Source organism: Halanaerobium sp., from assembly GCF_003070835.1.
On record NZ_QBLR01000005.1, the window covers coordinates 30,992 to 53,758 of the forward strand.

Here is a 22,767-nt window from a genome sequence, read left to right on the forward strand (position 1 = left end):
AGTTTTAAATGCAATACCAGATAAGATGCTATTAAAAATTAGCATATAAAAAATTAATAAGGAGGTTGGTGCATGAATTTTTATACACCTTTAGCAGGGATAATTGCCTTAATTTTTGCTTTTATTCTTGCTGGAAAAGTTAAAAAAGAGAGTATGGGAACAGATAGAATGGCCGAATTGTCAGATGCAATCAATGAGGGGGCTATGGCTTTTCTGGGCCGTGAATACAAAATGCTTGCAGTATTTGTTGCTGTAGTAGCTGTTATCATGGCGGTAGTACCTAATCTTGGTTGGCAGTATGCAGTTTCATTTATTTTAGGAGCATTTTTCTCTGCTCTGGCTGGATTTATTGGAATGCAGATTGCAACTCAATCAAATGCCAGAACAACAAACGCTGCCCGTTCAGGTTTAAATGCAGCTTTAAAAGTTGCTTTCTCTGGTGGTACTGTAATGGGAATGTCTGTTGTAGGTTTAGGAACCTTAGGTCTTGGAATTTTATATATGTTCTTTTCTCATAATGTAGAATTTATTAGAGGTTTTGCTTTTGGTGCCAGTTCTATTGCCCTGTTTGCCCGTGTTGGTGGAGGTATTTATACCAAAGCTGCTGATGTTGGTGCTGACTTAGTTGGTAAGGTAGAAGCTGGAATACCAGAAGATGATCCCCGTAACCCTGCTGTTATTGCCGATAATGTGGGTGATAATGTTGGTGATGTTGCAGGTATGGGAGCAGATTTATTCGAATCATATGTTGGTTCAATTGTAGCTGCAATGACTTTAGGTGTGGCTTTAAGTGTGGACCATGTTTTACTGCCGATGTTAATTGCTGCCTTAGGTATTATTGCAGCTATTATTGGTACTCGTTTTGTTAGAGCTAAAGAGGGTGGAAATCCTGCCAAAGCTTTAGAAAGAGGTACTTTAAGTGCTGCTGGAATTACAATTGTTGGTGCTTATTTTCTGGTAACCACATTGACTGGTGAAATTGGAATTTTTATCGCAATCATTGCTGGTTTAATCGCAGGAACTTTAATTGGTAGAATTACTGAATATTATACTTCTGAACACTATGGGCCGGTAAAACATATTGCCCGTCAGTCACAGACTGGTACAGCAACTAACATAATCAGTGGTTTATCTGTAGGTATGAGAAGTACAGCTCTTCCAATTTTAGTTATTGCAGTTGCTATTTATTTAGCATATAATTTTGCTGGACTTTATGGTATTGCAATGGCTGCTGTTGGTATGCTTTCTACAACAGGTATTACACTTTCAGTTGATGCTTACGGTCCTATCGCTGATAATGCCGGTGGTATTGCAGAAATGGCAGAGCTTGATTCTTCAGTAAGAGATATTACAGATAAATTAGACTCAGTTGGTAATACAACAGCTGCGATGGGTAAAGGTTTTGCAATTGGTTCAGCTGCTTTAACAGCTCTATCATTATTTGCAGCTTTCTCACAGGCAGTTGGTTTAGATTCAATTTCTTTAACCAATCCTCAGGTTATTATTGGACTCTTCCTGGGAGCTATGCTTCCTTTCTTATTCTCAGCGATTACAATGGAAGCTGTAGGTAAGGCTGCAGGAGAGATGATTGAAGAGGTAAGAAGACAGTTTAAAGAAATGCCGGGTATTATGGAAGGAACTCAAAAACCTGACCACAGAAAATGTGTTGATATTTCTACAACAGCTGCTCTAAAAGAAATGATTTTACCGGGTCTTTTAGCTGTAGTTGTGCCAGTAGTTGTTGGACTCTGGGATGTACAGGCACTTGGTGGTCTTTTAGCTGGAGCCCTTTCTTCCGGTGTACTCTTAGCTATCATGATGGCTAACTCCGGTGGAGCCTGGGATAATGCTAAAAAATATATCGAATCAGGAGCCTTTGGCGGTAAGGGTACAGAGACCCATGCTGCTTCAGTTGTTGGTGATACAGTAGGTGATCCATTTAAGGATACATCAGGTCCATCCTTAAATATCTTAATCAAATTGATGACCATTGTTTCACTTGTATTTGCTCCTTTATTCATGTAAAATTAATATAGTAGTAAAGGATTAATCACCCTCCTTGTAGTTAATGCTGCTGGGAGGGTTTTTTGATAGAAAGGTAGTGATTTAATGCCGGAAGTAGAAGATGGAATGTGTTTTGCCTGTGGAGAGAAAAATCCAATTTCTCTGCGGCTTAAATTTGAAGAAATTGATGAAAATAAAGTCAGGGCAGAGTTTATTCCCGGTGAAAACCATCAGGGATATAATGGAATAATTCATGGAGGGCTAACAGCTACTCTACTGGATGAGGCAATGGCACATGTAATTGGTTTTAAAGGAATAAAAGCTTTTACTGCTGAGCTGAATATTAGATACAGAACGGCTATAGAGATCGGAGAGACTTTAGAAATAATTGGAGAATATAAAAGGTCTAAGAAGTCTTCGATTGCCAGTGTTCACTATGCTCAGGCAGAAATTTTTGATCAAAAAGGAAATTTAAAAGCAAAAGCAGAAGCTAAATTTATTGAAGCTTAGAGAAACTTTAAGATTTTAAGAGGAGGAGATTTCAATGCAGAGAGAAGAAGCACTTAATTTAATGGAAGAAAATATTAAACAGAAGAATCTGCGCAAACACTGTCTGGCTGTGGAAGCGGTCATGGCTGAGCTAGCTGATTATTTCGATAAAGATCAGCATAAATGGCGGCTGGCAGGTCTTTTACATGATATTGATTATGAGGAAACCGCAGATCAGCCTGAAAAGCACAGCCAGCTTGGTGCGGATATGCTGGCAGAGATGGGAATGGAAGAAAAAATTGTTGAGGCTGTAAGAGCCCACAACGGAATGCATGAGTTACCTCGAAAAACATTAATGGCTAAGGCTTTATATGCAGCTGATCCCTTAACCGGATTGATTGTGGCTTCAGCACTGATTCACCCGGAAAAGAACTTAGAAGCTATTGATACAGAATTTGTTTTAAATAGATATTCAGACAGTTCTTTTGCCAAGGGAGCAGATCGAGATGTAATAGCTTCCTGTAAGGAGATGGATTTAGAATTAAAGGAATTTGTTAATCTATCTTTAAAAGCGATGCAGGATATTTCAGATGATTTAGGACTTTGATTTTGAATAAGATTAAGCTCAGAATCACCAAAAGATTGGGGATGATTATTAATGAGTGCCAGAAGTGAACTATTAAAAAGCTTACGAGAAGATGTACACCGTCCATTAACTAAAGAAGAGATTTTTGAAAAATTTGAAATAGCAAAAGATCAGCAGCAGATATTTTCAGACCTCCTTGATGATTTAATTAAGTCGGGTCAGATTTTCAAAAACTCTCAGGGATTATATGGGGTACCAGAAAAATTTAATTTAATCGGTGGTCGAATTGAAAAAATTGCTTCCGGAAATGCGTTTTTGATACCTGACGATCCGGAAAAAGAGGATATCTATATATCTTCAGCTAATATGAATGGAGCCATGCATAATGATAAGGTTTTTGTGCGTCCTGTCCATTCTGAGCGGGGTAAGAGTCAGGCAGGAGAAGTTGCCGAAATTATAGAGCGGGTAAATAATAAAATAGTAGGTAATCTGGAAAAATATAAAAACTATGGATTTTTGATACCTGATAATAATCGAATCTGTAATGATGTCTTTATTCCACCTGAAGCTTTAAACGGTGCTCAAAATGGCCAGAAAGTTGTGGCTAAGATAACCCGCTGGCCGGAAAAGAACAGGAATCCAGAAGGAGAAATCATTGAGATTCTTGGTGATAAGGATGATGCTGGTGTTGATATTGAGGCAATAATCCGTCAGCTTGATCTGCCGGGAGAATTTCCCGATCAGGTTTTAAATCAGATCGAAAATATTCCGGATCAGGTAAGCGAAAAAACTATTCAAAAAGATGATGAGCGCCAGGATTTACGTGATTTAAAGCTGGTAACAATTGATGGGGCAGATGCTAAAGATTTAGATGATGCAGTTTCGATTGAAAAATTGAGTAATGATGTTTATCGGCTGGGGGTTCATATTGCTGATGTAAGTCATTATGTGACAGAAGACAGTCCACTGGATAACGAAGCTTATTCTCGTGCCACCAGTATTTATCTGGTTGATCGGGTAATTCCAATGCTGCCTAAAAAACTTTCTAACGGAATCTGTAGTTTAAATCCCCAGGTCGACCGCCTAACTATGTCTGTTTTTATAGAATACAGACTGCATGGAAAACATGGGGTAGAGATAATTGACCATCAGATTACTAAATCAGTTATTAATTCAAATCACCGTTTAACCTATGATCAGGTTCAAAATATCTTAGAAAATGAAAACAGCAGTGAGCGCAAAGAATACAGTGATTTTGTTGAAGAACTGGAAATGATGAATGATTTAAGAGATCGGCTGCGTCAAAATCGTTTTGATGAGGGCAGTATGGACTTTAACTTTACTGAGGTTAAAGTTGAACTGGACGAAGAAGGGCATCCGGTTAATCTCAAAAAGAGGCACCACCGGGAAGCAGAACAGTTAATCGAAGAATTTATGATTGCCGCTAACAGAATTGTGGCTGCAGAAATGTCCTGGCGAGAGATGCCCTTTATTTATCGAGTCCATGAGGAACCGGATCTTGATCGGATGCAGCAGTTTAATGAATTTATTCATAACTTTGGTTATCGTCTAAAGGGAGTTAAAAATGGGGTTCATCCCCGGGCTCTGCAGGAAATTTTAGAGGATGTTAGAGGAAGCAAAGAGGAAAAAATTATTGAAACAGTAATGCTTCGCTCACTAAAAAAAGCTGTTTATTCGGAGAAAAATATCGGTCACTTTGGTTTAGGAATTACCCATTACAGTCATTTTACTTCACCAATTAGACGTTATCCTGATCTGACTGCTCACAGAGTAATTAAGGAAACTATTACAGAGGGTTATTTAAGTGACGAAAGACAGGATGAGCTGGATAATCAGCTACCTAAAGTAGCAGATCACTGCTCACTCCAGGAAAGAAGAGCAATGGATGCCGAAAGAGATTCAGTTGACTTAAAGAAAATTGAATTTATGGAAGATAAGATTGGAGAAGAATTTGAGGGTATTATTAGTGGAATAACCGGTTTTGGTATTTTTGTTGAATTAGAAAATACGGTAGAGGGTCTGGTTCATATTAAAAATCTGCGTGATGATTATTACCACTATGATGAACAGAAATATCATTTGATAGGAGAAAGAACTAAAAAGATCTATCGAATTGGTGATGAAGTAAAGGTAAAAGTTACAAAGGTTAATCGAGATGACAGGCAGTTAGACTTTGAACTGCTTGAAAAATTAAATTAAATAGAAATATAGGATTAAGGATGTGATAGTCATGGCTAAAAATAAGGATCAGGATATAGAGATTATTTCAAGGAATAAAAAGGCCAGACATGATTTTTATATAGAAGAAACTTACGAGGCTGGGATTAAGCTTAAAGGGACAGAGATTAAATCAATCCGAAATCACCGGGTGAATTTAAAAGATAGTTTTGCCCTGGTTGAGGAGGGCGAGGTTTATCTGCATAATATGCACATCAGTCCCTATAAAGAGGGTAACCGCTATAACCATGAGCCAGAAAGAAAAAGAAAACTTCTGCTTCATAAAAATGAAATCAGAAAACTGATTGGTTATACAACTCAAAAAGGTTATACTCTGGTGCCGCTGACACTTTATTTAAAGAAAAACCTCTGCAAGGTGGAACTTGCGGTGGCTAAAGGTAAGCAGCAGCATGACAAGCGAAGAGATATTGCCGAACGGACTGCTCAGCGGGAGATGGAAAAAGCCTTCCGCCGCCAGCAAAAAGGCGATTATTAACTTAAAATCCAGCTTGATTTAAAGGTCTAATTAATTCAAAAATATAATTTGACATTTCCTGACCTTTGAGTTATAATAATTATGCTGAAAAAGAAATAGTTATTCAGGGGGTGTTCTGGCTTCGCCTGGATGGTGAACCTTTTGGAAGCGGGCCGAGGAGTTCCTTTCACTCGTAAAACACTGGGAACTATAAAATTATCTGCAAACGATAATAATTACGCTTTAGCTGCCGCGTAGGCAGTTAACGCCTGAGCGGGTCCTGTCTGTGGAGTCGCCTCAGGTGTCATAAAAAGCAGACTAACCTTCTTCTGATGTCTGTAAGAAGAAGGGACATTTAACAGGCTGGCAGTAAGCAATCCAGTTCAGCGGAGTGCTTGCTGTGAGATTAAAAGCTGAACTACGCTCGTAGAAACTACTGGGTGAGCCATTTAGTACGTGGGTTCGACTCCCACCACCTCCACCAAATAAGTTTAATATTTTTTAATTTGAGAACCTGATTAGATCGGGTTCTTTTTTTAATGTCTATTAAATTATAGCCTCCTGTATTTAAGTTTGCCTGCAGGACATTTTGTTCTCAGGCAGGAAATCAATTGTTAATGGTTAATATATATATTAGATGGAGAGAAATGAGGTGTCCTTATGTCCAGGACAGAAATAAGAAATTATATATTAGAAAACAGACGACACTTAATAGATAAAATAATGGCTGAACAGATGGAGCTAAATCCAGAATTAAAAGCAAAATATAATTCAGCTATGCTGAAAAAAGCCCGAAGCGATACTTCTCATAATTTAAACTATCTGGCTCAGGCGGTATTTATAAACGAAAAAAGTATTTTTTCAAATTATTATAACTGGCTTTATACAGTCTTAAAGGAGAGAGGAATTGGGGTAGAGCTTTTAAAAAGTCATCTCCAGGCCATAAAAAATGTTTTGAAGCAGGAATTAAGTCAGGAGGATTTTAATTATCTTAGTGGCTTTTTAAATGAGGCAGAACAGAGCCTCAGCAGTCCCGAAAATCACTATCAGTCTTTTATTAGCGATGAAAATCACCTTAAAAAAGAGGCAGAAAAATATCTGGCTCTGGTAATCGAAATGGAGAGAGAAAAAGCTGTAAAACATATTCTTGATTTGGTAGACAGAGGAATTTCAATTGAAAATATTTATCTTGATATTTTTCAAATTACACAGTATGAAATCGGAAGGCTCTGGCAGCTGAATCAATTAAGCGTTGCTCAGGAGCACTATGCAACTTCAGTTACTCAGCTTGCGATGTCTCAATTATATCCAAAAATATTTAACTCTTTTAAAAAGGGTAAAAAAGCTTTAACCACCTGTATTGGAGATGAACTGCATGAACTGGGGATCAGAATGGTAGCTGATTTACTTGAATTAAGTGGCTGGGATACTATTCATCTGGGAGCAAATACTCCTGTTGGAGAGATTTTAAAATTATTAGAAGAGAAAAAAATAAATGTTTTAGCGTTATCTGCAACAATACCTAACCAGCTGGAGGAGACCCAGAGTTTAATCAAAGCAGTTCGCAATAATGACAAATTAAGTCCGGTTAAAATTATGGTTGGGGGCAGACTTTTTATGCAGAATAATGGCCTCTGGCAAAAAATTGGAGCAGATACTTTTGCCAGCAATGCTAAAGAAGCAGTAAAGGCGGCTGATGCTATTTTATGATTAAAACAAAGCAGCAGAACAGTGGCTTTATCCTGAAATTGGATGAGGACAGCGAGATTAAGGAAGTTATTTTTAATTCCAGAAAGGATCAAATCAGATTTGATTCGCAGAATTTCAGTCAATTTATTGATCCAGGCAGCCTCAAAAAGTATTTTTCAATTTTAAAAGAAGCCCGAGAAAAAGAGGTGGTTTTTGGTAGAGAAATTAATCTTCAGCTGGGAGAAAAAACAGAGTCATATATTTTTATTGTACTGAATAATTTAGCTGATGAGAGTATATTAATAGCTGCCAATCAATCTGAGGGTATAATTAAATACTATGAAGAATTAATGAAAATAAATAATAATTATGTAAATAATTTAAGACGCACTATTAAAGATAAAATTGAGCAGGAAAAACCTGTAGATGATGAAATTTACAATGAAATGAGCAGATTAAATAATGAGCTTGTCAATCTGCAGCGCCAGTTAAATAAACAGAATTTATTGTTGAAGGCAGAAAAAGAAAAATATCGGATCACCCTCTCCAGTATTGCTGAAGGGGTTATAACTGCTGACCAGGATGATCTAATTGTTTATTTAAATTCTAAAGCAGAAGAGATGCTCGGCTGGACTCTGTCAGAGGCCAGGGGTAAAGAATGCACAGATATTTTTAAAATATATATTGAGGAAAATAATGAACATGATTTAGAAATAATTTCAGATGAGCTTTCAAAGGCAGAAGAAGTAGAAATTTCGCTTTCCGAGCTGCTTTTAGAAAAAGGAGAAATTAACAACCAGGAGGCTCTATTAACTCCAAAAAATAATAAGATTTTTCCCATTGAATTTTCAGCTGCCTCGGTCGAGGAAAATCAGGGGAAGGTAATAATTTTTAGGGATATCAGCGAAAGAAAAGATATGGAAGCAAGACTTAGAAAATATGCCGCTACTGATCTTTTAACTGAAGTTTTAAATCGTCGTGCTGGATTAGATTATCTGCAGGAAGAAATGGAAAAAGCAGCGGCAAGTGAAGACAGCCTGTCGATCATTTTTATTGATGTCAATGATCTTAAACTGGTTAATGATAATTTTGGTCATCAGGAGGGAGATGAGCTGCTGCAAAAAGTCAGTGATATTTTACAGCATTCTCTGCGGCGAAATGATAAGGTGGTCAGACTGGGAGGAGACGAATTTTTACTTGTTTTACCTCAGAGTGACCGGGAAGCGGCCGAGAAAATCTGGCTGAGAATTAGAAAGAAATTTAAGCAGGCCACAGCAGCCAACTCTAAAGATTACAAAATAGCAGCCAGCCATGGTGCAGCCGAATACAGCCCTGATTATCAAAAAGATCTGGATCAGCTGATCAATGAGGCTGATCATGCTATGTATAAGGAAAAGAAAAAGATGAAATCTGCCGAAAATATAAGATAAAAAGATAAGTTTATAGTAGGAGGAGGAAGATAAATGCAGGAGATTGGCCTGGGGACAATGCTTTTAAATAATAGTATTGAAAATTATCTTTTAGCATTATTATTTCTAACTGCAGTATATTTAATTATAAAGATTTTTGATAAATTACTGCTGGGAAAAATGGATTTATTTGTCGAAAAATTTTCTCACTCTTTTTCAGTTTTACTAAAGAAAATAATCAAAAAACGAATTTATCCTCTGCTTTATTTACTGGCTCTTTTTTTAGCTTTTAATGAATTAAAAACCAGCAGTCAGATTGATAAATTTATTAATCTAATTTTGATGATTTTGACAGTAATTTTTGTTGTTTTAGCTACACTGGATATTATGACTTACAGCCTCAAAAAATACTGGTCAAAAAAACAGAGGAGTGAAGAACAGCAGAAGGTTTTAAGCATTACTCTATTTATGATTAAGTCTGTGGTCTGGGTTATTGCTTTTTTGTTCATTTTAGATAATTTAAATATTCAGATTACAGGTCTAATAACTGGACTTGGAATTGGTGGTATTGCGATTGCCTTTGCTGCTCAAAATATTTTAACAGATTTATTCAATTATTTTACAATATTTTTTGACAAGCCATTTGATATAGGAGATTTTATTATAACCGGTGATTATCGGGGTACAATTGAACATATAGGAGTTAAAACCACCAGGATCAGAAGTTTAAGTGGTGAACAGCTGATAATTTCCAATACGGATCTTGTTAATTCCAGAATCAATAATTACAAACGAATGAAGCAGAGAAGAATTAATTTTAGTTTTGGACTGACTTATGATACTCCGGTAGAAAAGTTGAGCCAGATCCCGGGGATAGTGGAAGAAACTATAAAATCTATTAATAAAACTGAATTTGATCGGGCCCATTTTGCTGAATTTGCGGCTTCAAGTCTGCTTTTTCAGGTGGTATATTATGTAAAAAGTAGTGATTATAAAGTATATATGGATATTCAGCAGCAGATAAATCTGCAGCTTAAAGAAAAAATGAAAGAACTGGGAGTGAATTTTGCATTTCCAACTCAAACTATTCATTTTGCTGATAAAGAAAATTTTCATTCCAGTCTGGAAAAGATTCAAAAAATAGAGGCTGAAAATAAAGCAGATGAGCTAAATGATGAACAGATAAATTAGTAGCGAGGTGAAAAAGATGTTAGTTGCCAGCTGTGAAATCAAATTATACTTGCCTGGAGCTTCAACTTTAAAAGATAAACGGCGTATTATAAAAAGTCTGCTGCAGAAGAGCAGAAATAAATTTAACTTCTCTGCAGCAGAGGTTGATGCTCAGGATTATATCCAGACTGCAGTCTTAGGGGTTGCAGTTGTGGGAAGTGATTATAAATATCTCCAGAGTGTAATGGATAAGTATCTTGATTTTGTTGAGTCTTTCCCCGAATTCCTACTTACAGATTTCGAAGTGACAATCGGCTGATAATTCATCTTTATTAATTAAAGATGCAGCTTCCTGGTCCAGCAGGATTGTAATCTGGGGATGAGTCTGAAGTAAAGAAGCAGGCACCTGAGTTGAGATTTTGCCGCTAACAGTTCTTTTTATAGCTTCAGCTTTTTCCTTCCCACTGGCCAGCAAAATAATTCTATCGGCCTTTAAAATTGTGGCCATCCCCATCGAAATTGCTTTTTTGGGTACTTCATCTTTACTGTCAAAATATCTGCTGTTAGCTTCGATAGTTTCTTCGGTTAAATCTACTACTTCTGTTGCTACATTTAAATTTTCGGCTGGCTCGTTAAAGCCTATATGACCATTAGAACCAATTCCAAGAATCTGCAGATCAATTCCACGGGCATTTTTTATAGACTCTTCGTAGTCCCGACACTCCTTTTCAAAATCTTCAGCGCCACCATTAGGAATATGAATATTTTCTCTTTTGATATTAATATCATTAAAAAAATTATCATTCATATAATAGTGGTAGCTGTTTGGATGGTCTGCCTCAAGTCCGCAATATTCATCCAGGTTAAAACTCTGAATTTCACTAAAATCTACTTCATCTTCTCTATACATTTCAATCAATTTATCATACATTGCCAGCGGTGTACCTCCGGTTGCAAGTCCCAGATTACTGTCAGGTTTTAAAGTGATCTGACTGGCGACCATTAAAGCAGCCTTTTTACTCATCGCATGATAGTCTTTTTCTACAATAATTCTCATTTTTACACATCCTTTTTAAAATTAGTCTAAGTCAAAGGTAAATTTAAATTTATAATTGTCATTACGGTAATAAGCAGAAGTATATTCAATGATCTCTGAGTTCTCATCTTTACTAATCTGTTCAAAATAGAGGCCGAGCATACCTTCTTTTACCTGCATTTTGTCTGCAATACAGGCATCAAAAATAACTGCCTCAACTTCAGCTTCTGCATTGCTCAGCTGAATATCATATTTGTCTTTTAATATTTTAAAGAGTGAGCTGTTTTCCAGTTCCTCTTTTTTTAAATCTTTAAAATTATTGAAGGCTAAATAGGTGTTTTCCAGCAGAAATGGTTTGTTTTCTATCAGTCTTAATCGCTCAAGTTTTAAAAGTTTTGTCTCCGCCCTTAAATTCATTTTTTCTGCAGCCTTACTGTCACTAACATCAGTATAACTTAAAATCTTTGTAGTATAATTGAGCCCTTTTTTCTCCATTTCTTTACTGAAGCTTAAGAGGGGAGAAATACTGTAGCTCTGCTGATAGTCAGTAACAAAAGTGCCGCTGCCCTGTTTTCTAATTAAATAGCCGTTATCCACCAGAATATCAACTGCCTTTTTGACAGTCATTCGACTGATATTGTGGTATTCGGCCAGCTCTCTTTCTGAAGGTAATCTTTCCCCAACCTCAAATTCTTCAGCTTTAACAGCATTTAAAATGCTTTCTTTGAGCTGATAATAGAGGGGAAGAGGACTATTTTTATTAATTTCCTGCATTTTCTACCTCCTTTAAGGAATATACAACATGTGGTCTATACCAATTATAATATAAAAAATTATTATCTGCAACTAAATGAGATAATAATTTTCAAAAACAGCTTAGAATTTAAAAATGATTCCGATTAAGGCAGCAGTACTTATGTAAATAATAGGATGTTTTTTAAACTTGCGGATGGCGGCAAAAATGATCAGCAGTAAAAATAATGATTTATAATCAAAAAGCTCGAGCAGGCTGCCGTTAAGCTGCAGATTCTGAAGCTGAAAAATCCCACCTCGGGCCAGTTCGAAGGCTGCTGAGGCAATTAATCCAGCAACTGCCGGCCTAATACCGCTAAAAGCTGATTCAACAAGTGGATGCTGATTAAACTTCCTAAAATAATGGGCTATGATGGTGATAATAATAATTGAGGGTGCTGCCAGTCCAGCTGTTGCAATAATTCCCCCGGGAATACCGGCAGTATTAAAACCGATAAATGTAGCAGTGTTAATCCCGATAGCTCCTGGAGTTGATTCGGAAATTGCAATCATATTCAGCAGCTCTTCGGCAGTCATCCAGCCGTATTTTACAATTAGATCCTGTAAAAAAGGGAGAGCTGCCAGGCCTCCACCTAAAGCAAAGAGTCCCACTTTAAAAAATTCTAAAAACAGTGTAAGATAGATCATTATTCATCACTTCCCTGATTATCATTCTGATAATTATAATAAGCATTCTGCAGATTGCCTCTAAAATACTGAATTAAAATTCCGGCTGCAGCTGATCCCAGAATAACAAAAACAGGTGAGATATTAAAAACAACCAGCAGCAGAAAAGCCAGTAAAAATATCAGCAGGCTGACTTTAGTTTTATCAGATTTCTGCCACATTTTAATTACTATATCAATAATCAGAGCCACTACAGCAATTTGTATGGCAGCAAAAGCATGCTGAAAAAGATCAATTTGCTGAAAACGCTTAAAAAATGTGGCAATAAGCGTTATAATAATAAGTGAGGGCATAATAAAACCGGTAGTTGCTGCCAGAGCACCTTTAACACCTCTGAGGCTGTATCCGGTCATAGTCGCAGTATTAACTGCAATGATTCCTGGAGTGCTCTGCCCGATTGCATAATAATTGTAGATATCTTTTTCTTTAATCCAGCCTAAATTATCAACGAGTTCTCTTTTGATAATCGGCAGCATAGCATAACCACCGCCAAAAGTAAAAGAACCAATTTTAAAAAATATCAAAAAGATCTTAAGTAGTTTATTCACTATTTATCCAACCTCCGCTTAATATTATAACACAACAGAAAAGCTTAGGCGAAAATTTATTCTAAACCAAACGATTTAAAGGCTGAATAAAAAGGATAATAAAAATTTTTAGAGAATAAATATATATAGCCTTTAATTTCTAATTTTAAGCTTTGAAACTGAAAGGAGGTTTTTCTTATGGCAGAATTAGTAGGAATTGTTGTAATTGTCTGGGCCGTTGTTTACTTTTTTGACAGAATGGCTCCATAATAAGGCTTCATAAGAAAAATTTGAAGGGAGGAATAAGTTAATTTCTCCCTTCTTTATCATTATAATAAAATTAGAAAATAAATTATACTTTATTAGGAGAGTAATGATGTCTAAGATCAAAGAAAATTTTAAGATTATATTTTTATTAATCAAAAAAGATTTAAAAGAATCTCTTAAAAATCGAACAGCACTGATGATTATTATGCTGCCGTTATTTGCCTCACTAATGTTTTCACTGGTCAGCTCACAGCAGTTAGTGCGTAATTTCGAACTTGCTGTAAGTGGTCAGGAAAGTCAGGGACTTATTTCATTTATTAATAATAATTTTCAAAACTTTAAGGTTGAAGAATATCCGGATCTAGAGGCTGGAAAAGCGGAGACAGCAGCAGGTAATATAGATGCTGCTATTAACTATAAACCGGAAGCAGAAAATATTGAAGATCGCTATCAGATTTATCTTGACAGTCGGGATACAGTTAATTTTTTTATTTTAAGAGAAAATATTTCTCAGTTATTATCAAGTTATCACAATTTGAGTAATGGTCCTCAGTTTGATTTTAATTCTGCTGCGGAAGTTGATGGAACTAGCGCTATTTTACCGGTCTGGTTAACCGTAACAATTACCATGATTGGATTAATGCTGATTTCTGCTTCCTTATCGGAAGAAAAAGATAACAAAACTTTAGCAGCCCTGCTGGTTACAAAAGTAAATATTTATCAGGTGGTCACTGCCAAAAGTTTATTTGCCCTGATTCTTGCTTTAATAACTTCAACTTTAATGGGGGCTTTAAATGGAGTGTTAACAGTTGGTTTTAAAAGACTGTTATTTGCATTTATAGTCATTTCAATTGCCACCTTTGTTTTTAGTGGGCTCGGTTTAATCATTAGTCTGTTTAGCAAATCACAGTCATCATCCAGATCAATTTCTACTGTAATCTATTTTCCGATTATATTTCCAGCTCTGGTGGCAGATGTTTCTCCTCTAACACAGAGACTGGCTCTCTTTTTTCCCACTCACTATCTTTACCAGGCTCTGGATAAAGTTCTGGTTTATCAGGGTGGAAGAATTCAGCTTTCATTAGAATTGTTATTTTTAAGTATTTTTGCTCTGGTATTTTATTTAATTATTTTTATTTATATTAGAAAGGCTGATTCTCTTGTTGAATAAAACTAGTATTTTTCTAGCCGTAATTGTAATAATTTTAGCAGCTCCTGTGCTTCAGGCTGAGGAATTTAAGAGTCCAGAAGCATTTACAGAATATATTTATGCCAATTATGCAGAAGAAAATTTTGAAGAGGTTTTTAATAATTTTGCAGCTGAATTAAAAAGAATAATAACAGTAGAAGATTACCTGGAATTTCAGCAGCAGAATTTTAAAAAATATAAGTTGGAATATCAGGAAATAGAGGTTTCTGCAGCTGAGGAGATTGATTTTGAAAAAATTAAAGATAAATTTGACTACGCACAGGATTTTGGTGATTATTATCAGCTTCAGGTAAGTTATTTATTAAAATTTGATCATTTTGGTCAGCGGGAAGAGCGCTCCGAGAAAAAAGTTTATATCAGAAAAATTAATGCTGACTATCAGCTTTTCTGGGATTATCAGAGTGCTTTTAATGATGACCAGGATCAGACAGGAGCTGGTCAGGATGAATAGTCCGATTATCGAAATTAATAATTTAGAAAAAACATTTTCAGATTTTAAAGCTCTGCATGGAATTAATCTTAAAATAAACCAGGGGGAGATTGTAGGACTTCTGGGACCAAATGGTGCCGGAAAAACAACTACCCTTAAAATTTTGATGGGTCTGCTTAAATCTGATCAGGGAAGTATTAAAATAATGGGAGAAACAATTGAAGGTCGGCTCCCAACCTGGTTGAAGGAAAAAATAGGTGTGGTCTTTGAAGAAAGCAACCTTTACCTGCGGCTTAATGCGCTTGATAATCTTAATTTGTTTGCCGGTATTAATAATGTAAGTACTGACCGGGTGAGTGAATTACTGGCTGAATATCAGCTGCAGGATGCTGCTAAAAAAGAAGTGCGAAATTTTTCTAAAGGAATGAAAAAAAGATTGATGATCTGCCGGGCGCTGCTGGCTGAGCCTGAAATTTTAATTTTAGATGAAGCTACAGGTGGGTTGGACCCAATTTCTGCAGAAATTATTCGGAAAAAGGTTCTAAGTTTAAAAAATGAGGGGAAAACTGTAATTTTAAGCACTCACTATCTGGAAGAGGCGGATCGACTCTGTGACCGTGTTGCCTTTATAAATCAGGGAGAGGTTCTGGCAGTTGACAGCCCTTCAGTATTTAAAAACAGCCTGCAGAAAAAATATCTGGAGCTTGAATTTTTAGCAGATTCAGCTTCTAAACCGGCTGAAATTAGAGACTTTTTGGAACCAATTCTGGATTCAACTGACAGCTACAGACTGGAAGAAGGAGTTTTAAAACTCCAGTTGAATATTGATCAGCAGCTTTTTAAAAAGGCTGAGGCTGCTGCCTTGAAATTTAAACTGCTGGATTTAAATAAAGTTGAAGCGGATTTACAGCAGGTCTTCAACAATTTTAATAACTAATTCCCGGGGGAGATATAATGCAGAAGCTTGCACCTGATTTTGATTTTTTATTTAATAATTTAAATAAAATTGCCTATATTTTTACTGATCCAGTTCATTTTGGACCGGTAAATCAAAGAATGGCTGACTTTTGTGACCGCAAAATTTCTGAACTGGAAGGTGAATCTGTGGCAGAGATTCTGAATCAAAAAAAGGTTGAATCTGTTAAAAAATTTAACCAGAATATATTTAAAGAGGGTCTGCGCCAAAGTGCTAAAATGGAAATTGAAATAAATAATCAGCTTTATACTATTGAAGTTGATACAATCCCCCATCATAATCAGGCGGGTAAGGTTGATTATCTGCTCTGTCTGGCTGAAGATATTACTGCTGAGCTGGAAAAGGAAAAAAGATTTTACAGAAATAAAAAAAGATACAGCAGTATTTTCAAAAAAGCACCGCTTGCTTTTGTAGTTTCAGATCGGGAAACAAATATTATTGACTGGAATGAGAAGGCAGAAGAAATTTTCGGCTGGAAAAAGGAAGAGGTTATCAATAAAAACTTCAATCTTATTGTTGCAGAAGACTCTTATTCAGAAATAACTGAAGTTATAGAGAATGTTTTTGAAGGCCAAAAAAGTTACAATGTAAATAAGAATATTGCTAAAGATGGCAGTGAGCTTTATTGTGAGTGGAATACTGCTTTAATTAAAGATAAAAATGATAAAATTCTAGAAATAATTTCTATAGCCCAGGATATCAGCGAAAAAATTGAAAGTGAAAAGCGGATCCAAAATCAGAAAGAGGAATTGAAATACAGTGAACTTAGGACTCAGTTTTTTGCAAATATTTCTCATGAACTAAAAACACCTCTAAACCTGATTTTTTCCAGCCTTCAGCTGCTGGAATATAAAATTAAAAACACTGAATTTGAGCAGAAAAATAATTTTGATAAATATCTGGGCTCAATTAGAAATAATGGCTTCAGACTGCTGCGGCTGGTAAATAACTTAATTGATATAACTAAAATTGATGTAAACACCTTTCAACTGCATCGAGCTAATTTTGATATTATTGAATTAATCAAATCAGTTGTAGAAAGCAGTCGCGATTATTTGGAGGCGAAAAGCAGAAATTTCCGATTTGAAACAAATCTAGATTCAGAAATAATTGCCTGTGATCCCTTTAATATTGAGCGGGTAATTTTAAATTTAATCTCAAATGCTGTAAAATTCACAGCAGAGGGAGATGAGATTTTATTAAGGATTGAAAAAGAAGATAGCTGGATTAAAATTTCTTTAAGGGATACAGGAATCGGGATCAAAAAAGAGAATCAGGATATTATTTTTGAACAGTTTCGGCAGGTGGATCAGAGTTTTAATAAAAAGCGCGAGGGAAGTGGAATTGGGCTCTCTCTTGTAAAATCTATTGTAGAAATGCACGGAGGTAAAATCACCTTAGACAGCATTTATGGAATGTACAGCCGCTTTAATGTTTATTTACCTGCAGAAACTATTGATGAAAAAACATTAACAGCAGAAAGTTACTCAGCTGATAGTTTATTAGATAAGGTAGAGTTAGAATTTAGCGATATTAATTATATTTAGAAGTAAGGAGGGGTTTCCTTGTCAGTTCCCAGAAAATTTGGCATTGCAATTTTAATAATTATTTTATTTATATTAACACTGAGCAGTAGAGCTGCAGCTCAAAATACAATCTACTTTAATGGTAATGATATTACTTCGGAAATAAAAACAGTAAAGCGTGAAGGTGAGCTGCTGATAAAAGCAAGGGACCTGGCGGAATTACTGGATGCAGATTTAACCTGGAGACCTGCTTTAAAATCACTGGAGATGGAATCGCAGGAGGTTACAATTAAAATTATGGCTCAGAGCCGTTATATTCAGATCGGGAATGATGCCTTAAGGACAGAAGCCGGTCTGCAGCTTGTTGATAATCAGGCTTATATTCCCCTGGCAAAATCGATAGAAGCTTTTGGTTATCTGCTTGAATATCAGCGAGACAAAGAAAAATTATATATTTTTCAGCCAGAAACCACCATTAGTAATGTATCCTGGCAGGAAGATGGAAACCAGCTTCAGATCAAAATGGATGAGATAACCCCGTATAGAATTCTACATAGTGAAGATGGAAGTGAAATTACTATCGAAATTGATAAAGCAGAAATTGACCAGGAATTTAGTGATAATATTTCAAACAATAATTATTATTTAAAGGTTGTTAATGTTCCTGATAAGGCTTTATTGAGGCTGGTTATTAAAAGTAGAACTCCTATTCCATTCCAGATAGATGGAGGAGTTTATGAGCATGAAGACTCTCTGGTACTCAGTTTCTTACCTCAGCTTAAAGATATCCGAATTAATGAAGATAATATTTTAAGTGTTGAGGCGACTGGAAAAATACCTGATGCTCGGACCAAATATATTTCTGAAAGCAAAAAAATGATTATAGATATTCCTTCAGTAGTTATAGGTAACTTTGATCTTGATATTGAAGAACATCCTTTGATCAAGGATATCAAAGTAAAACAGCATGATTTAGATCCTGTGATTTTAAGAATTGAAGCTACAATGGTAAATGGTGATATTTTTAAACCGATCAAAAGAGATAAAAATAATCTGCTGGCATTTAAACCGGGTCAGCGCTCGGAAATTACAGATCTTCAATATGCTGATGGAAGTTTTAGTTTCAAATCTTCTTCAGCCCTGAATCCGGAACTGTTTTTACTGGAAACTCCACCCAGGCTGGTAATGAATCTTTATCATGTTGACCGTGGTAGTGGAATTAGGGATAAAATAGAGGTCAATAATTCTTTAATAAAAAATCTGAGAACTGCAAGATTTGATGAGCAGACAGTTAGGATTGTTGCTGATCTGAAAGAGCTTACTGGGTATGAATGGGTGGAGGAACAGAAAGACGGACTCTATCAGTACACAATTAACTTGAAAAATAAATTTCAGGAAATTGAAACTAAGGATAATGAAGATTATCAGTATCTGAATATTTTAATGAATGGCAAAGCTGAGTATGAGGTTAAGAAATTTAATTATCCTCACCGAATTGTTGTTGATTTTAAAAATACTTTAAATAATTTAGATAAAATTGATTCGATTGCTAAAAGTTCGTTAATTAAAAATATTAGAAGTAGTAATTATCAGTTGGAAGGAGAGGAAGTCACCAGGCTTGTATTTGAATTGAATGATTATTTCAGCCATCAGGTTGAGACATATCAGGATCAGCACGGAATAAAAATTGCTCTGGCTAAGCACTATTTGAATCAAGAGATGGAAGAAAAACGAGAATTCGAAAGGCGGCTGATAGTAGTTGATGCAGGTCATGGAGGTTTTGACCCGGGAGCAATAGGAGCTACCGGTCTAAAAGAGAAAGTTCCTAACCTGGCAATTGCTAGAGAGATTGCCAGACAGCTGACAGATAAAAATCACGAAGTGCTTTTAACCAGAAATTCAGATCAGTTCCACTCCTTACAGCAGAGAGTTAAATTTGCCAATGCATGTAATGCTGATTTATTTATAAGTATTCACGCCAACTCATTTAATAACCCACAAACAGGTGGTGTAGAAACATATTATAATCAAAATGAGGATAATCAGAATAGATTTCTGGCAGAAAAAATACATGATAAACTCGGTCGGGGTCTCAGTATTTATGACCGTGGAATTAAAGAAAGCAACTTTTATGTTATCAAATATACTAAAATGCCTTCTGCTCTAGTTGAAGTAGCCTTTTTGAGTAATCCCAAGGAGGAGAAGATGCTTCAAACAAGAGATTTTCAAAAACAGGCAGCATCACTTATTACAGAAGGAATCCTTGATTATCTTGAAGAGAATGGGGGAAGATAATATGGCTGCCAATAAGACTATCTTAAGTCCTGCTCAAAAAAGAAAATTGCTGCTTGTTTTAAGGCTGTTACTACTGACAGCAGCAGTATTCTACCTTCTTTTTCTCTTTTATAATAATTTCTCTGCCGATAATAAGCTTGCAGTTTATTTTTCAACTAAAGATGCTAATTATCTGCGGCTGGAAGAGAGAGAGATTGACCAGGACAAAGATTTGTATCTGCAGATATTTGAAGAACTTAAAGCTGGACCGGAAAGCAGTGAACTGGGGGGAACAATTCCTGACGGTAGTCAGCTGCTTGAATATGAGATAGAAGGTGAACTGATTGTCTTAAATTTCAATCGGGCTTTAAAGGATAACCACTGGGGGGGTAGTGCTGGAGAATTACTTACTGTTTATTCAATTGTAAATTCTTATACTGCCCTGGATCAAATTCAGAAAGTCAGGATATTGATTGAAGGGGAAGAAGTTGAAAGTCTGGTTGGTCATCTTGACTTAAGCCAGCCCTTGATGTACAATCAAAAACTAACTGAGGGTAGTTAATTAAATAATTAGGAGTTGGTTTTGTTGGAAGACTCAAATAGAGCACTTGGGCTGCTGGATTCAGGTGTTGGAGGCCTGACAGTTGCTCGCGAGATATTTAAACTGCTGCCAGAAGAAGATATTATTTATTATGGTGATACTCTGCATCTTCCTTATGGACCGAAAGATTTAAATCTAGTCAGGGAATATGTAGAAAAAATAATTAACTATTTGATTACCGAAAAAAATGTCAAAGCGGTTGTTATTGCCTGCAATACAGCTACTTCTGCAGCTCTAGAATATGTACAAAACAAATTTGATATACCAATTTTTGGAATGATAAAAAGTGCTGCTGTTAAAGCAGTAAAAATCAGCAGCAGTCAAAAAATTGCAGTTATTGGCACAGAAGGGACAGTAAACAGTCGTGCCTATCAGGAGGCAATATTGAAGCTGAACAGTGGAGCTGGTCTCTACGCTGAGGCATGCCCGGAATTTGTTGATCTGGTAGAAGAAGGTAAATTTGACGGTCCTGAAGTCAAAAAAACTGCCAAAAAATATCTGCAGCCGCTCAAAGAAGTTAAAGTTGATTCTTTAATTTTGGGCTGTACCCATTTTCCTTATCTAAGTCCAGTTTTGGCAGAGATAATGGGAGCTGAGGTAACCTTAATTAACCCTGCCCATGAGATGGCAGTTGAGGTTAAGGAAACTCTAAATAAAATAGGCCTGTTAAAGAATAAAGCTGCAGCTGAGGCTGAGCATAAGTTTATTGTGAGTGATCAGAGCCGAATTTCTAGAAGGTTTTTGGAACATGGACGCAGATTTTTAGGCCTGGAAGCATTAAAATTTAAAGAAGAAAATATATTTAGTCAAGAATTCAAATGGGAGGAAATTATATAATGCGTAATGATGGAAGAAAAGTAAATCAATTAAGAGAAGTTGAAATTACCAGAAACTATACCAAGTATGCCGAAGGTTCTGTTTTAGTTGAAACCGGTGATACTATGGTCTTATGTAATGTATCTATTGAAGACAGTGTTCCCTACTTTTTAAGAGGTCAGAATAAAGGCTGGTTAACTGCAGAGTATTCTTTACTGCCCAGAGCCACCCAGGATAGAAATATTAGAGAAGCTGCCAAAAGGAAATTAAGCGGCAGAACTCAGGAGATTCAGCGTCTGATTGGCAGGAGCTTAAGAGCAATTATTGATCTTGATAAAATGGGAGAGCGCACAATCTGGGTAGACTGTGATGTCCTGCAGGCTGATGGTGGAACCAGAACTGCTTCAATTACCGGTGCCTATGTTGCCCTGGTAGATGCAGTTAATTTTATGCTTGCTGAAGGTAAGCTGGAGGAAAATCCTTTAAATGGTTATATGGCAGCCACAAGTGTGGGCATAGTTGATGGAACACCAATGCTGGACCTCTGCTATGAAGAGGATTTTAAGGCTCAGGTGGATATGAATATTGCAATGACAGAAGCAGGAGAAATTATTGAGATTCAGGGAACAGCCGAAGAACATCCTTTCAGCAGAGATGAGCTTGATCAGCTCTATGATCTGGCAGAAAAGGGGATTTTAGAACTAATAGAAGAACAGAAGCTGGCCCTGGTGGGTGAATAGTATGGAAAAAATTATTATTGGCAGCGGTAACCAGCATAAGATTGAAGAAATTAAGGCTTTCTTTGCTGATCTTAACTTTGATTTTGAAGGTCTTGACCCGGAACTTGATCTACCGGAGGTTGTAGAAGATGGAAAAACTTACAGAGAGAATGCCCTAAAAAAGGCAAGGCAGAGGGCAGAAGAACTTGATCAGATTGTACTTGCTGATGATTCAGGTCTTTCTGTAGACTATCTGGATGGAGCCCCCGGAATATATTCGGCTCGTTTTGGGGGAGAGGATTTAGATGACCAGCAGAAATACTTAAAAATACTAAAGCTTTTAAAAGGACAGCCAGAAACCAAAAGAAAGGCAGCCTTTATTTCAGTGATCGCTCTGGTAGATCCTTTTAGAAAGATAGAAATTACTGCAGAAGGTCGATGTGAAGGTATTATTGCTGAGGAGCCTGCCGGTGAAAATGGTTTTGGCTATGATCCTATCTTTTATCTACCTAAATATGGCCTGACTATGGCCCAGATCAGTCAGGATGAAAAGAATAAAATTAGCCATCGAGGACGGGCATTAAAGAAAATGAAAACCAAACTAAAAGAGAGCTACAACTAAAAAATAGAAGCTTTAACCACTTAATCTATTCTAAAGGTTGATAAATGCCGTTTTTCTCTTTGACCGAAAGCGGCATTTACTATATACTATTAATTGTCGTCGCGAAAAAAGTTATTAATTTTTGCGGCACAAAACACGTCGGAGCGTGGCGCAGTTTGGTAGCGCACCTGCTTTGGGAGCAGGGGGTCGAAGGTTCAAATCCTTTCGCTCCGACCATTTTAAAT

Annotated in this window: 22 protein-coding genes, 1 tRNA gene and 1 other RNA gene; 20 read left to right on the plus strand and 4 right to left on the minus strand. The window is 36.3% G+C overall.

Annotated features, from left to right (window positions below; translation table 11 throughout):
• Positions 1–72: 72 nt before the first annotated feature.
• From CI949_RS01240 to CI949_RS01285, 10 genes are all read left to right on the plus strand, one after another.
• Complete coding sequence (locus CI949_RS01240) at positions 73–2,025, plus strand: sodium-translocating pyrophosphatase (RefSeq protein WP_290762335.1); 1,953 nt, start codon at positions 73–75, stop codon at positions 2,023–2,025.
• Between the two features lie 84 nt (positions 2,026–2,109).
• Positions 2,110–2,514 (plus strand): PaaI family thioesterase, encoded by a 405-nt coding sequence (locus CI949_RS01245; RefSeq protein ID WP_133530809.1) that lies wholly within the window; start codon positions 2,110–2,112, stop codon positions 2,512–2,514.
• A gap of 34 nt (positions 2,515–2,548) precedes the next feature.
• On the plus strand, positions 2,549–3,100 hold the full coding sequence (locus CI949_RS01250; RefSeq protein WP_108142351.1) for an HDIG domain-containing metalloprotein: 552 nt from the start codon (positions 2,549–2,551) through the stop codon (positions 3,098–3,100).
• A 51-nt stretch (positions 3,101–3,151) separates the two neighbouring features.
• Positions 3,152–5,299: a ribonuclease R gene (gene rnr, locus CI949_RS01255; protein WP_133530808.1), complete on the plus strand. Its 2,148-nt coding sequence runs from the start codon at positions 3,152–3,154 to the stop codon at positions 5,297–5,299.
• Positions 5,300–5,330: 31 nt separating this feature from the next.
• Positions 5,331–5,813: an SsrA-binding protein SmpB gene (gene smpB, locus CI949_RS01260; RefSeq protein ID WP_108142347.1), complete on the plus strand. Its 483-nt coding sequence runs from the start codon at positions 5,331–5,333 to the stop codon at positions 5,811–5,813.
• 106 nt (positions 5,814–5,919) lie between these two features.
• Positions 5,920–6,276: a transfer-messenger RNA gene (ssrA, locus tag CI949_RS01265) on the plus strand.
• A gap of 176 nt (positions 6,277–6,452) precedes the next feature.
• Positions 6,453–7,502 carry a B12-binding domain-containing protein gene (locus CI949_RS01270; RefSeq protein WP_290762340.1) on the plus strand — a complete coding sequence of 350 codons (1,050 nt, stop codon included), beginning with the start codon at positions 6,453–6,455 and terminating at the stop codon, positions 7,500–7,502.
• Positions 7,499–8,911, plus strand: a complete 1,413-nt coding sequence (locus CI949_RS01275; protein WP_290762342.1) for a sensor domain-containing diguanylate cyclase — start codon at positions 7,499–7,501, stop codon at positions 8,909–8,911. The genes CI949_RS01270 and CI949_RS01275 overlap by 4 nt, the downstream gene beginning before the upstream one ends.
• A 33-nt stretch (positions 8,912–8,944) precedes the next feature.
• Positions 8,945–10,081 (plus strand): mechanosensitive ion channel family protein, encoded by a 1,137-nt coding sequence (locus CI949_RS01280; protein ID WP_290762344.1) that lies wholly within the window; start codon positions 8,945–8,947, stop codon positions 10,079–10,081.
• Positions 10,082–10,097: 16 nt separating this feature from the next.
• Positions 10,098–10,379, plus strand: a complete 282-nt coding sequence (locus CI949_RS01285) for a DUF503 domain-containing protein (RefSeq protein ID WP_108142339.1) — start codon at positions 10,098–10,100, stop codon at positions 10,377–10,379.
• On the opposite strand, the gene nagB is transcribed toward CI949_RS01285, so the two are convergent.
• From nagB to CI949_RS01305, 4 genes are all read right to left on the minus strand, one after another.
• Positions 10,347–11,117, minus strand: a complete 771-nt coding sequence (gene nagB / locus CI949_RS01290; protein ID WP_290762348.1) for a glucosamine-6-phosphate deaminase — start codon at positions 11,115–11,117, stop codon at positions 10,347–10,349. The genes CI949_RS01285 and nagB overlap by 33 nt on opposite strands.
• Before the next feature lie 21 nt (positions 11,118–11,138).
• Positions 11,139–11,870: a GntR family transcriptional regulator gene (locus CI949_RS01295; RefSeq protein ID WP_290762350.1), complete on the minus strand. Its 732-nt coding sequence runs from the start codon at positions 11,868–11,870 to the stop codon at positions 11,139–11,141.
• A 102-nt stretch (positions 11,871–11,972) separates the two neighbouring features.
• Positions 11,973–12,536 carry a chromate transporter gene (locus CI949_RS01300; protein ID WP_133530803.1) on the minus strand — a complete coding sequence of 188 codons (564 nt, stop codon included), beginning with the start codon at positions 12,534–12,536 and terminating at the stop codon, positions 11,973–11,975.
• The gene (locus tag CI949_RS01305) at positions 12,536–13,123 is read right to left on the minus strand and encodes a chromate transporter (RefSeq protein ID WP_290762355.1); all 588 of its coding nucleotides are present in this window, start codon (positions 13,121–13,123) and stop codon (positions 12,536–12,538) included. Before CI949_RS01305 ends, CI949_RS01300 begins: the two co-directional genes overlap by 1 nt.
• A 355-nt stretch (positions 13,124–13,478) precedes the next feature.
• Here CI949_RS01305 and CI949_RS01310 point away from each other — a divergent pair, with 355 nt between their 5' ends.
• The 10 genes from CI949_RS01310 (at position 13,479) to CI949_RS01355 (ending at position 22,759) form a co-directional block, all read left to right on the plus strand.
• Positions 13,479–14,540 (plus strand): ABC transporter permease, encoded by a 1,062-nt coding sequence (locus CI949_RS01310; RefSeq protein ID WP_108142329.1) that lies wholly within the window; start codon positions 13,479–13,481, stop codon positions 14,538–14,540.
• Positions 14,533–15,030, plus strand: coding sequence for a hypothetical protein (locus CI949_RS01315; RefSeq protein ID WP_243734016.1), 498 nt, complete (start codon positions 14,533–14,535; stop codon positions 15,028–15,030). Before CI949_RS01310 ends, CI949_RS01315 begins: the two co-directional genes overlap by 8 nt.
• Entirely contained in the window at positions 15,023–15,946 is a 924-nt protein-coding gene (locus CI949_RS01320; protein WP_290762363.1) for an ABC transporter ATP-binding protein, read from the plus strand. The genes CI949_RS01315 and CI949_RS01320 overlap by 8 nt, the downstream gene beginning before the upstream one ends.
• Before the next feature lie 17 nt (positions 15,947–15,963).
• Complete coding sequence (locus CI949_RS01325) at positions 15,964–17,532, plus strand: PAS domain S-box protein (RefSeq protein ID WP_290762365.1); 1,569 nt, start codon at positions 15,964–15,966, stop codon at positions 17,530–17,532.
• An 18-nt stretch (positions 17,533–17,550) separates the two neighbouring features.
• Positions 17,551–19,806 carry an N-acetylmuramoyl-L-alanine amidase family protein gene (locus tag CI949_RS01330; protein WP_290762367.1) on the plus strand — a complete coding sequence of 752 codons (2,256 nt, stop codon included), beginning with the start codon at positions 17,551–17,553 and terminating at the stop codon, positions 19,804–19,806.
• A 1-nt stretch (position 19,807) separates the two neighbouring features.
• Positions 19,808–20,347 carry a GerMN domain-containing protein gene (locus tag CI949_RS01335; RefSeq protein WP_290762370.1) on the plus strand — a complete coding sequence of 180 codons (540 nt, stop codon included), beginning with the start codon at positions 19,808–19,810 and terminating at the stop codon, positions 20,345–20,347.
• Positions 20,348–20,371: 24 nt separating this feature from the next.
• Positions 20,372–21,223 (plus strand): glutamate racemase, encoded by an 852-nt coding sequence (gene murI / locus CI949_RS01340; RefSeq protein ID WP_290762373.1) that lies wholly within the window; start codon positions 20,372–20,374, stop codon positions 21,221–21,223.
• Positions 21,223–21,942: a ribonuclease PH gene (gene rph, locus CI949_RS01345; RefSeq protein ID WP_108141239.1), complete on the plus strand. Its 720-nt coding sequence runs from the start codon at positions 21,223–21,225 to the stop codon at positions 21,940–21,942. The genes murI and rph overlap by 1 nt, the downstream gene beginning before the upstream one ends.
• 1 nt (position 21,943) lies before the next feature.
• Positions 21,944–22,543, plus strand: a complete 600-nt coding sequence (locus CI949_RS01350; RefSeq protein ID WP_290762375.1) for an XTP/dITP diphosphatase — start codon at positions 21,944–21,946, stop codon at positions 22,541–22,543.
• A gap of 139 nt (positions 22,544–22,682) precedes the next feature.
• Positions 22,683–22,759: transfer RNA gene (locus CI949_RS01355), tRNA-Pro, on the plus strand.
• Positions 22,760–22,767: the final 8 nt, after the last annotated feature.